This window comes from Vibrio sp. 10N.286.51.E5 (assembly GCF_041469125.1).
Taxonomy (GTDB): Bacteria; Pseudomonadota; Gammaproteobacteria; order Enterobacterales; family Vibrionaceae; genus Vibrio; species Vibrio crassostreae_C.
Window position 1 is genome coordinate 1 of record NZ_JBFRJZ010000073.1, and the last position, 11,703, is coordinate 11,703.

At 42.0% G+C, this 11,703-nt stretch carries 9 protein-coding genes; 5 read left to right on the forward strand and 4 right to left on the reverse strand.

Annotation, left to right across the window (positions count from 1 at the left end; translation table 11 throughout):
* Positions 1-884 precede the first annotated feature (884 nt).
* Entirely contained in the window at positions 885-1,634 is a 750-nt protein-coding gene (locus AB4161_RS20645; RefSeq protein ID WP_048616477.1) for an oligogalacturonate-specific porin KdgM family protein, read from the forward strand.
* A gap of 134 nt (positions 1,635-1,768) precedes the next feature.
* Here the strand turns inward: AB4161_RS20645 and AB4161_RS20650 are convergent, their stop codons facing one another.
* The 3 genes from AB4161_RS20650 to AB4161_RS20660 form a co-directional block, all read right to left on the reverse strand.
* Positions 1,769-2,485 carry a 3'-5' exonuclease gene (locus AB4161_RS20650; protein WP_372084135.1) on the reverse strand — a complete coding sequence of 239 codons (717 nt, stop codon included), beginning with the start codon at positions 2,483-2,485 and terminating at the stop codon, positions 1,769-1,771.
* Complete coding sequence (locus AB4161_RS20655; protein ID WP_372084137.1) at positions 2,485-4,347, reverse strand: DUF294 nucleotidyltransferase-like domain-containing protein; 1,863 nt, start codon at positions 4,345-4,347, stop codon at positions 2,485-2,487. Before AB4161_RS20655 ends, AB4161_RS20650 begins: the two co-directional genes overlap by 1 nt.
* A 283-nt stretch (positions 4,348-4,630) precedes the next feature.
* Positions 4,631-5,350 carry a FadR/GntR family transcriptional regulator gene (locus tag AB4161_RS20660; RefSeq protein WP_017069960.1) on the reverse strand — a complete coding sequence of 240 codons (720 nt, stop codon included), beginning with the start codon at positions 5,348-5,350 and terminating at the stop codon, positions 4,631-4,633.
* Between the two features lie 342 nt (positions 5,351-5,692).
* Here AB4161_RS20660 and AB4161_RS20665 point away from each other — a divergent pair, with 342 nt between their 5' ends.
* From AB4161_RS20665 to AB4161_RS20675, 3 genes are all read left to right on the forward strand, one after another.
* Positions 5,693-6,469 (forward strand): SDR family NAD(P)-dependent oxidoreductase, encoded by a 777-nt coding sequence (locus AB4161_RS20665; RefSeq protein WP_372084138.1) that lies wholly within the window; start codon positions 5,693-5,695, stop codon positions 6,467-6,469.
* Positions 6,470-6,643: 174 nt separating this feature from the next.
* Complete coding sequence (locus AB4161_RS20670) at positions 6,644-7,366, forward strand: FadR/GntR family transcriptional regulator (protein WP_017061468.1); 723 nt, start codon at positions 6,644-6,646, stop codon at positions 7,364-7,366.
* A gap of 148 nt (positions 7,367-7,514) precedes the next feature.
* On the forward strand, positions 7,515-8,882 hold the full coding sequence (locus AB4161_RS20675) for an MATE family efflux transporter (RefSeq protein ID WP_080582237.1): 1,368 nt from the start codon (positions 7,515-7,517) through the stop codon (positions 8,880-8,882).
* A 230-nt stretch (positions 8,883-9,112) separates the two neighbouring features.
* On the opposite strand, the gene AB4161_RS20680 is transcribed toward AB4161_RS20675, so the two are convergent.
* Positions 9,113-10,150, reverse strand: coding sequence for a polysaccharide lyase family 7 protein (locus AB4161_RS20680; protein WP_017061470.1), 1,038 nt, complete (start codon positions 10,148-10,150; stop codon positions 9,113-9,115).
* Between the two features lie 528 nt (positions 10,151-10,678).
* Between AB4161_RS20680 and AB4161_RS20685 the strand changes: the two genes are divergently transcribed.
* Positions 10,679-11,437: an oligogalacturonate-specific porin KdgM family protein gene (locus tag AB4161_RS20685; protein WP_372084140.1), complete on the forward strand. Its 759-nt coding sequence runs from the start codon at positions 10,679-10,681 to the stop codon at positions 11,435-11,437.
* The last annotated feature ends 266 nt before the right edge of the window (positions 11,438-11,703 follow it).

Here is an 11,703-nt window from a genome sequence, read left to right on the forward strand (position 1 = left end):
ACAATTTAAATTACAGGCTCACCTAAAAGCCTATTCTTAAGCCGCGGTTTACACGCTTATTGAGCCGCACACGACTCTCTACTCAAATTTAAAATAAAAAAACGCTCATGTTGCCTGTATCAACATGAGCGCAAGGGTAGATCTTCGACTACCATCTCCTACCTTTCTAGATGAAAGCAGAAGTTATAATTAGAATAGTTGGGAGCAATAATCAAAATGCTTTCGCAAGCACTTCAACGATTTCTTCTTTGTCGCTGATGAGAACAACGGGTAACGATTCGAACCCAGTTCATTCCTATCAAGTTCATACTTATATAGCAGGCTATGTCACTACCTTGCCTACTACATTTCAAACCTTCTCTGATTGAGCTTTAAATCACCTCAAGTAAATGTCTCATGTTCTTAAAGCGGTGGATTTAATCCATTTAGCTTCAAGACCACTCTTACTTATTCGGCTTCACACCGTCTGTTCATGCAATCAACACAGCAAAGTTATGTGTTGCTAAAGAAAGTTAGTAAATAATAATGTATTACAAATAAAAATGATATCTAAAGGTTCAATTTTTGCTGTAGCGCACATTTATTGATGAACAAAACTCTTCAAAACCATTATCAACAGCCAAACAAATCACTAAAAAACATCAACTTAACGAAACAACTCGATTTTGTAACCCTTTGTAAATAGTGGTTTTGTCCTAACAACACGATCAAGTTCACAGATCATCACGCCTCGGATCGCTACCATATTTGTATTATTTAAATGCAAAATAAATTTGAAATAACCAAGAAATAATTTCAAAAACAAAATGCATTTAAGACAAGAACTACTCTATTTGGCTTGTAATTATGGCCAATACTCAACCTATAAATATGGAATTAATACCATGAATAAAACTAAAATCGTGATTGCTGTGGCATCTGTACTCGCTGCTGGCTCTGTATCTGCTGCGTCTTTCGATATGAGACACGAATACAAGAGTCATACAGATCAACACGCTACTCGTGTAAAACTTGGCGATAGCATTGGCAACTTCCTTGTAGATATCGAAGCGAAATTCAAGGGAGAAGACGGTAAATTCATGGAAGATTTGAAGAACAATGGTTGGGAGCTTGGTCTAAACTACCGTCATGTACTAAACGATAACTGGACAATGACTTACGGTATGCCAATTGAAGGTCGTGAATCTGGCGTTACATACAAGCCTCAAGTTCGTGCAACATACAAAGTGGATAGCGTTGATGGTCTAAGCCTAAGTGCTCGTTACCGTTACGATATGAGACAGAACACTAGCAGCTCAGAGTATCAATTCGATGACAATGGTGATGTTATTGTTGATAGTGACGGTGTTCCAATCACGGTTGATAAAAACGTTTCTAATCAACGTCGTCACCGTCTAACGGCAAACGTTAACTACTCAATGGAAAACTGGCGCTTTGGTCTAGAAGGTAACTACTACAAAGCGGATGGCTATGACATCTACGACAACGACGATACCAACTACGAGTTGAACGCAAGCATTCGCCATATTATGGGTCAATGGGCACCATATGTAGAGTTTGGTGATGTGAGCACTTCATCAACTAAAGCGACTCGTGAACTGCGTAGCCGTGTTGGTCTAACTTACAGCTTCTAATCGATAGCTACATGAATAATCTAAGATAATTACTGTCCTAATTTTCTAAGACCTAAACAAAAGCCAGCTTAATCGCTGGCTTTTTTTCCTTTAAAATCAGTAAAATAAGAGCCGCGCACTTGCAGCTCTTTTTCCTAGTGACTAATCCGATAGAGAAAGGCAACGGTCACATTATCGTTAGGCACAACTCGCTTCTGCTGAGCCAAAAACAATTCCGCTGTCGAAACGGCATCGGCTAATGCATTGTGGCTGTTGTACTCAGGAAGCCCGTACCTTTCGCGAGTGCCTGCTAGAGTCAAATCCACTTCTTCATGATTGCTGATCGCTTTCTCCATGCTCTTTTCGATACACAATGTGTCTAGCCAAAGCAGAGGAATCGCTCGTAAACCATAGCAACGAAGAAGATATTGGCTAATGAACCTCTCTTCTACCATGCAAGCGTGCGCGACAATAATCTTGCCTTTCGCTGCTTCGAAGAACGTCAGCATCGCATCATGAATAGACGCGCCCTCTTCCAACATTTGCGGCGTTATATGGTTGATAACAGCGGTTTCAGCGTTGATCTGAGAATCGTTATTCAGATAAATATGCTTGGCTGACGCTAAGTCGATTCTCCCTTTAACCACATCGACCCACCCCATAGATAAGATAAGGTCTTGCTCACTGTCTAAGCCCGTGGTTTCGAGATCTAAAATGATGTATTCGCTGTCTTTGGCCAAGTCCGTCATTTCAGGACAAGGCTGCTCTACGAGATCATGTAACGCCTCTGGCAACTTAACCGTTCCCAAATATTGCTTACGTTTACGTTTAATTCGCTCAAGCGGGTGAAAATAGTTTAACAAGGCTTTCATTAACGTGCTCCGAAACGAATTTTCGCCGCTTCTTGAAGGTCAGCAATGATCCTAAAGGCATCTTTCAAATGTTTACGTTCAAAGCTACCAAAGCTATCTGGGTTGATGTTGTTGTCAGGCACATCCCCGTTCTTCAGCGCTTCAAGTTGATGACCAAAACGGAAAGAGAGAATGAACTGGTAAGCACCCAGAATGTTCTTGAATGCATCGTCGCTCAGCATGCCTTTTTCATTGGCAGCAGCGAAACGTTCGTCAGTCGCCGACAAATCGCACTCCACAGCAAGGCCATAAATACGCGCTAAGTCGATAATCAAGTTGATCGCGTACTTCTTCACGTTCAGCGTTTTCTTATTCTCACCTGACTTCTCTAGCACTAAGCTATTGAAGATGCCAAGTGGCGGGTTGGTATTGACCGCGTCTTTCACTAGCGTGCTTAAAAACTCACGGTTACCGCGAATATTGCTATGCAGCTCATCGCGAAGAATACCTTCGAACTCACTGTTGCCGTAGATAGTACGAATTTCTAGGAACACACTGATGTTAAGCAAGCGTTCATACTCTGGGTTAGCCACCCACTTCTTGTAGTAGTGCTTCCACACGCTGAGTGGCTGACACCATTTTGGCGTCGCAGCCATGAATTTACCTGGACATAATGGGTAGTGACAACTTGCTAAGCCGTTGGTCACCATCATCGCTAAGTGCTTGAAGTAAATACGGTCACTGTCTGTTGCATCGTCAGCCAGAACAATCGCGCTGTCTTGGTCCGATAGCATGTGCACTTCATTACGCGCATGCGATCCGGCTACGATCCAAGAGAAATCACACGGTGGTGGGCCTAACTTATCAATCGCTATCTGAATCAATCGGCGGGTGTAGGCATCCATAATCATGGTCATTACCTTGCCGACTGTTTCAGGCGCTACTTTACCTTCCACCAGCGCTTCAAAAATAGCTTGGCGCTCTGAGGTGAACGAAGACATGGTTTTCACGCTGCCCGCGTATTTGATTTTCTCGATCAAGAATATCGCTTGAACACGGTGGTTTTGAACCAAATGAGATGTAGTAAGAAGACCAACGACCTTATTCTCTTTCACAACGGGCAAGTTACGGATATTGAATTGCATCATGATAGACGCAGCATGCAATACGAGATCATCCGGTTTTACCGTAAGTGGAGAGTGCGTCATTACCTCTGAGATCAGGCTATCAGTACTCACGCCGTGGGCGATAACTCGCTTAGTCATGTCTCGGTCGGTGATCAAACCAACAATGGTGTCACCTTCATAGATCACGGCACACGGTGAGCGTTGATGAAGCATTTCAACCGCAACCGACTGGATGGTTTGCTCAGACTTAACAATCGCCACCTGCCCGCTTGCCACTTCTTCGACTTTACGAATGAATAGGCCTTTCTCTTTATTTGACCAAACCACATCCAGTGCCGACTTCAAGCGAACCTGCGCCTGTGAAGCAAAGTGTTCTGCGCAACTTGGAAAGGCTTTGAAAAGCGTTTGAAGTGCCGAGTGTGGAATCACATAAAGCAAGGTGTTCTCGATTGCGACAGCTCTATAGCCTTTTTCGTCGTTGACTTCAGAATCTAAGAACGTAAAGCCGAACAAATCTTCACTGCCTAGACGAGCACGAAGCACACCATCCGATTTTCGTTGCTCCATAGAGCCCGTTCGAATGATATAGAGCGATTTTTCCTTCCCCGACTCACACAAATCAACCACATCTCCCTTACCGAGATAAGTAATTTGCACGTTAGACGCAAGTTCGCGAAGTGCTTCTTTAGGGATCTTATCGAATGGGTCGATTTGACCTATGAATTGAAGAATATTTGGCAGTAGAGACTGGGGCATAATCACACTCACAATAATTTAATTAGTATTATTATATAACTTAAAATACTGGTTACTAGTGCTTTTAACGAAACAGCAAATAATAGATTAAATATTGGACACCAGTCAGGTTTTCATCAAATTTGGATGCAAAAAAAGCACGTATGAAACGTGCTTTTTAGAGGTCGCTACTGAAGTTAGCTTCTGTACAACCGTAATTTTAACTTTGACTACCCTAGTTTTACGAGAATGACCTCTCGTCGATAATGCAAAACGATCAAAGCTAAAATAACAGTGAAAACAATTAACTAGCGGCTGGTAATCTGTGGTTTGTTTCTAACAGATGACTTGCTGACGCGTGGCGTGCTTTGTCACTATTACCTGCCATGATTGCTTCATAAATCTGGCGGTGTTCGTTAATACAAGTACTTCCCTCTTCAGAAGAGTGAGAAATAAAGTTAACAAACATGGTCGTTAAGATGTTACCAAATGGAAGGTAGAAGTCGTTACCTGTTGCATTGAAGATCAGGCTATGGAATTTCATATCAATATCTAGCCAACGCTCTTGATCAAGCGTTTCTTCGCTAGAGATTTCTACCATTTGTTGGAAAATACTAGACAGCTCAATGCGTTGTTCTGCACTCGCGAACTGAGCAGCTAAAGCACACGCTTCTGGTTCAATCGCGCGGCGTAAACCCAAAAACTGATGACAGAATTGGTCTGTATCGGCCAAACCGTCCATCCATTCGATCAATTGTGGATCTAAGAAGTTCCAGAACGCGCGGTTAACAACGCGAGTACCAATCTTAGGACGAGATTCTAATAGACCTTTTGAAGTAAGAAGCTTAACCGCTTCTCTTAATGCTGTTCTACTGATACCAAATTGCTCACACAGAGCCATTTCACCAGGGATAATAGAACCTTGAGGCAAATTGCCCGACAAAATACCACGAGCGATTTCACGTGCAACTTGCACATGAAGGCTTCGCTTAGAGCCTGAAATAGAATTGAAAGAGCCAGCCATGTGTCTACTTACTTATTAGATATGTATTATTTAACCCGGACTATAGCACTGATTTATATCTTCACCAACACAGCATCAGAATAACGTGAGGTCACTACCAATAAAGGCTGGAGCAATATTTCACAAACCTGCTCATCTTTAGGTTTATAAAACCAATTCAACCTATTAATTCATACAAATAGTTCTCATTTACTATTTCAATGTATGCGTGAACTCACAAAACCACCCTTACTCTCACTATTTATGTCGGTAATAACCCGTTTTTAGATAAACACCCTTGAATATAGCAAGTGTTATTGTATGATTTATTGGCGTGAATAATCTACAATATAGGCGGCTCTGATGTTTAACGATTTAAAAGGCAAACGCATTCTAATTACTGGCTCTACTGCAGGTATGGGCTTAGCTACAGCACGTATTTTCGCAAAGTATGGTGCAAAAATTGGTATCAATAGTCGTGCTTCTAGCCCAAAAGTTGATGACGTTCTATCTGAACTTACCGCACTGGGTGGCGATGTTGCCTTTTTTCCTGCAAACCTAATGTACACATTAGAGTGCGAAAGGTTAGTCAAAGAGTTCACTGATCATTTTGGTGGCATGGACGTGTTGATTAACAACGCCGGTGGCCTTGGTGGTCGCGCCAATCTAGAAAATATCGATGATGAGTTTTATGAGCGCGTAATGAACCTTAATGTTCGCTCTGCGCTGATGACAACCAAGTTCTCTATCCCGCACTTACGCGCCTCTGCTGCTGAGTCCGGGCAAACATCTTGTGTGATTAGCACGGGTTCGATTGCCGCTCGCGAAGGCGGTGGTGTTGGTGCAGGCATCTATGCCGCGTCTAAGGCTTGGTTACACGACATTCACCGCAATTGGGTGAAAGAGTTCGCGCAAGACAATATCCGTTTCAACATTGTTTCACCGGGCACTATCGACACCGCATTTCACGATGGCAAGAGCGACGATTTGAAAGCGACCATTGCTAACAACATTCCAATGGGACGCTTTGGCAATATTGATGAAGTTGCTCCTTCATTTGCTTTCTTTGCATCGCACGCTTGCAGCGGTTACATCACAGGTCAAATCCTAGATGTTAATGGCGGACAAATAACGCCTTAGTTAGCTGGTTTATATAAGCTCACTCAGCGATTTAAGTTCGCCACACTATATAAGGTCAACAGACCAGAGTAGATGAGGGAAAACCTCACACTAAATTCGACGTATACACTGACACTAAACACCAGATTCGTCTGGCTTTTAGTGTTTTCAAAGTTTCAATTTCAGGTGGTTTAAATGTCAATATTTACATTGGTGGAAGATTCAAGCCGCCGAATTCATGTTCAAGTGGCGAGACAAATTGCTCGCAAGATCTTGTCAGGCGAGTTAGAAGAAAATCAAAAGTTACCCAGCGAAATGGAGCTGTGCGAAATCTTTGGAGTGAGCAGAACTGCCCTTCGAGAATCAACTAAGCTACTTTCGGCAAAAGGTTTAATCGAGTCGAAGCCAAAAGTGGGCACTCGTATCAAACCGAGAACACAGTGGCACTTCTTGGACCCGCAATTGCTGTACTGGATCCAAGATTTAGAAGATACTAAACCCTTCTTGTCTCAATTTTTAGGCTTAAGAAAAGCGATTGACCCGGAAGCGTGTGCGCTCGCTGCAACCAATGCAACTGTAGAGCAACGCAAAGAGCTTTCGATTCTTTTCCAGAAAATGACCATCGCAGCAAATAGCTTCGATTATGAAGAGTGGACGACCAACGATCACCTGTTTCACCAAACGATTTTCTTATCGACAGGTAATCAATTTTACATTCCATTCGCGAACATTCTGTCGACTATCTTCAAGCAGTTTATCGACCACTCCGCTGAAGGCGGTCGCTTCTGTTTAGAAGAACACAAAGCGATTTACGACGCAATAATGTCTGGCGATACCAAGCAAGCTCGAATTGCTTCTCAAGTCCTGCTAGACGATGAGAACCAAAAGCTGTCTAGGGTTGAATTAGCCATCGCATAACCGAGATTAACCAAACTGACTTGTTTTTCAAAGACACAAGTCAGTCTTGTTTTAGCACCCATTTTTTAACCATCAACTACCGTAGTGTTTTCTTCTTTAAACGCTCTACTCCGCCACCTCAGAGAAAGCTTACGGTTATACACATAAGGTGTTGTTTGTGTCTTCACAATCGTACGTAAGGAAAAATTTCTCTCTCGCCTGGCCCCTCGCCTTAAACGGTATCTTGATGCAGTCGATGTTGATGATCGACACACTGCTTGTCTCTCCTCTTGGTGAAATCCCTTTAGCTGCAATGGGGATTGCGACGACTATCGTTGCCTTTGTACTGGGAATTCAAATGGCGCTGGCAAACGGTACTCAGTTAGTATTAAGCCGCGCAGTGGGCTCTGGCATCGCCGCATCATTATCTAAAGCATTTTGGGCAGGGTTATTTATCAACCTTGGCGTAGCAACACTATTTTGGCTTCTACTTACTTTTTTCGAACAACCCTTGATTCAAGCTTTAACAGATGACGCTTCCCTTCACTTAGAAATCAGCCGCTATCTAGACATCTCGAAATACATCGTTATTTTTACCGCGTTAACGCAGGTGATCATTGCTTTATTTAATGCGCTAGGCAGAACTAAAGTCCCATTCAAAGGTTACTTAATTGAACTGCCTATCAATGCTGTACTCTCATATGTGCTGATTCATGGTTTTTCTAATTTTGAAGGGATTGGAGTACAAGGCGCTGCATTAGGCAGCATTATTGCAATAACGATCCGCTTGCTGTATTTGGTTTTGTGCGTGCATTTAAGCTCAGCGATTTCACTCAAATTAGACGCTCAGCGCTCTGAATTCTTTACCAACGTTCGCCGTCACTTTATCGAAATATTCCCTGTAGCAGCGAACGTGACCATGCTTTTGATTGGCGCAACGATATATCAATTGTTGTATTCGCAACTTAACATCAACGCTTACGTAGCGATTACTTTGGTGATGCCTTGGATCAGGGCTGTCTCTCAATTTATTACCGCTTGGGCTCACTCTTCCGCAATTACTATCAGCCAAGCGATTGGCTCTAAAAAGATGGATGACCTAGTCAAAAACGTCGATACCAGTATTGATATTGCGGTCGTCATTTCTTTTGTGTGTGCAATCTTGTTCGCAGGATTAAGTCTGGTCATTGGTGACATTTACCCGAACTTGGATGAATCTACCTATCAAGCATTGGCCGTTATCGCCCCACTCTACATATTCTTGCCAATTGTTCGTGGCTACAACACGGTTCATGGGAATGTACTAAGAGCACTAGGAAAAACGACCGCAGTCTTCAAAATCAACTTTACTGGTCAATGGGTAATTTCAATTCCATTGTGTGCATTGATCATCTTTGGTTTAGATGGCTCTATCTTTTGGGCCTTTGCTATCCAACCATTCGAAGAAGTCGTTAAAGCTTTCCCATTCCGTCACTTAGCTCGAAAGTCTCTAAAGGAGTTTGATGCCGACAAAGCTAAAGAGTTGATGTATGACTAAGTCCGGTATCGAGTCGCCGTCCTAAAATCTTTCTACGCTTTCTGATTACAACCTTGTCTTTTGACAAGGTTGTATTGTTTCAGCTGTACCGTTCATTGGTAAGCTTCATTGTACTCTCGCTGATACCCGGCTCATCTTAAATCTCATAGAAAACAAAAAGACCACTCAACATTCGGTTCAGTGGTCTTCGAAAACATTCCTTAAGGCCTGTTTCTAACTAGCCTTATGTACTATTTGCCGTTCAACTTTAGTGCCGAGAAAGTCACACTGTTATAGTCGCCATTCTTTTTATCGACAGCGAAATCGCCAGTACCGCCACAACCTGGCCCCCATACAGGGTGAGAATCGCTCACGCTACATTGGCCGTATGCGCCCGCTTTGTAATAGAAATCATCTTCAGCATAACCCGTTGGTGAATCAAGCTCATCAATACCCTTGCTCAGATCGATTTCATACTTAACCGTATCGTGACGTTCTGTTTCAAACGTTAGGTACATCATGGTGCCTTTCACTTCCACTTTGTAGCTAAACTCTTCACCAAGAGCAATGCCTGCTTCACCCGGTTCCGCTGGGTTTTCCCAAGTGTTACCCCAAACAGGGTAAGCTATATCGGCACGGTTAGGATCTTTTTTCTCTAGGTTACGCTCATAGTTCCAAAATACTGAACCCATTTCTTGGCCAGGAAACTTCTTATAGAAGATCTTTAGTGGTTCATTACCATGCCCGTAACCAGTTCCAGCTTTGATTAACTCATTATGTTTTTTAGCGTGAATCTGACCAACAACCACCGAGTGAGCTGGGTACTTTTCTGGGTACTTAGCGTTAATCGCTACGTGATTCACTTTTAGGGTCGCTTCTAGCGTGCCGCCAACGGCACTGTACTCGCTTGCTGATGGATGGCTAGACAATGCCCATTGGTTTCCTTTGTCCGCCGTATCGATAGAGAAATCTGCGCCTCTTGGCATTTGTCGTAATTCAGAACGCGCATTCTTCGAATTTTTTGTCGTAATCGCTTGGTTCTGAACTTCAAATACAAGGTTACCGTCTTTATCAAGATGGAAGAAATCACTATGTGAGTAGCTCATCATGGCTACCCCCTCTATTTCATCAACACGACCATCTTCATTAATATCTGAAGGTATGGTTATTTTCCAATTATGCATATCGAATTTATCGGCAGGTACGGGGTAAGAAACACCGTTATTTGCGAAAGTAACCATTGGTACAGTCGCTAATAACGCCACTGCCAATATGTTTTTCTTAAACATGACTCATCCTTTATTGTTAAATAAGTACCAAGTTCTCTCAGCACAGAAAATACTTTGAACACTGATTCGCAATAACTATTTTCTTCAATTTAAATAGTCCAACCACAAAAATTAGGGTTAACAGCTTGTTAAACACACTCAAATACAGCTCTTATCTTTTCGAACAAGATCTCTTGGATAAAGCAGCCACTCGTAACAACCAAGGTTGCCATCACCACCAAACCCCAAAGATAAATCGAATATTTGTCTTATTTTAACATTTTTAATTTCGTATATTCTCAAGAATTATAAATATGAGAAGCGAGTCATGCTCAACCTAATAAATAGGCGCAAAACTGGGACATTCATTACATTTAACTATATATTCACTCCATTATTCAGAACTTCTTGATAGATATCACAGAAATACTAAGCGGTAATAAATACCATATTTGTCATACATTAATTTAATACCATTTATAGTGTTAAATTGTGAGCCATGGGTATATTGGATGTATCCAAAATAAAAAATAATAGTGAGACAAAGGTATGAACTCTGTTACAAAAATTGCTGCAATTGTTGTTACAACTCTTCTTGCAGGCACAGCGACTGGCGCAACTCTTGATTACCGTGCAGAACATAAGCATGAAGACGATAAATACGCGCATCGTATTAAAATTGGCGGAAGTACGAAAATAGCAGACGAGACAAAGCTATATTTTAGCGTTGAACAAAAGTTCGCTCCAAATGCAGAAGGCGATATATATAACCAATTGGAACGCGGAGATTCTGAGTTTGATTGGGGTGTTCGTTATGCGTTAGATGAAAAGTGGTATTTGCAGCCAGGTATGCCTATTACGTTCGGCGATGAAAAAACAACATTTAAACCACAGTTTCGTGTTGGGTATAAAGCTGACTTCGGTCTAACAACGGCTCTTCGTTACCGTCATGAATTCCAAAACTACACAGACAGTTCAAGCAGTTCTCTCACAAAAGTTAACGGCGACAAAATAGCATTAGCTGGTGAGACTGTTCAGCAAGGTAAATTTACATTGACTGGCGCTTATAAATTCCAAGACGAAGATTTAAAAAACCTTCAATTAAGTTATGAGGCGAACTACGTCAAAAGCTACGAAGATCAAGTCAAAGCGAATGGTGAAGATTGGGAATGGGATTTAGGTGTAAAAATCGGCTATAAATTCGATAACCTAAGACCTTATGTTGAATTTTGGACATCAGATTACGGCTCAGCGGAAGAGAATGAACGTCAGTTAAAAACACGCGTTGGTGTTACATACTCATTTTAAACATGGTGACTATCCATTCTTTAAAAAGGCTTATAAATTTCTAAGCCTTTTTTATGGTTCATCGCGGCTTTCCGGGGAAAGCCGCTTTTATCTTCAGTAAGCATTTGTTCTATATATCTTTTTAGGCACTCCGTTATACGAGCTTAAAGCTCCAACCAAGATAGAGATTCTGTTTTTATGCCGCAGTCACGACACTTAATTCTTCGTGTTTGAACGGAAAGTTCAACAGGAACACCGAGCAACATGGCCTCTTTTACATGACGCCA

Bases quoted from the DNA above. Each gene is read 5' to 3' on its own strand.
- AB4161_RS20645 (WP_048616477.1), top strand. From the start codon at position 885: ATGAATAAAACTAAAATCGTGATTGCTGTGGCATCTGTACTCGCTGCT.
- AB4161_RS20650 (WP_372084135.1), bottom strand. From the start codon at position 2,485: ATGAAAGCCTTGTTAAACTATTTTCACCCGCTTGAGCGAATTAAACGT.
- AB4161_RS20655 (WP_372084137.1), bottom strand. From the start codon at position 4,347: ATGCCCCAGTCTCTACTGCCAAATATTCTTCAATTCATAGGTCAAATC.
- AB4161_RS20660 (WP_017069960.1), bottom strand. From the start codon at position 5,350: ATGGCTGGCTCTTTCAATTCTATTTCAGGCTCTAAGCGAAGCCTTCAT.
- AB4161_RS20665 (WP_372084138.1), top strand. From the start codon at position 5,693: ATGTTTAACGATTTAAAAGGCAAACGCATTCTAATTACTGGCTCTACT.
- AB4161_RS20670 (WP_017061468.1), top strand. From the start codon at position 6,644: ATGTCAATATTTACATTGGTGGAAGATTCAAGCCGCCGAATTCATGTT.
- AB4161_RS20680 (WP_017061470.1), bottom strand. From the start codon at position 10,150: ATGTTTAAGAAAAACATATTGGCAGTGGCGTTATTAGCGACTGTACCA.
- AB4161_RS20685 (WP_372084140.1), top strand. From the start codon at position 10,679: ATGAACTCTGTTACAAAAATTGCTGCAATTGTTGTTACAACTCTTCTT.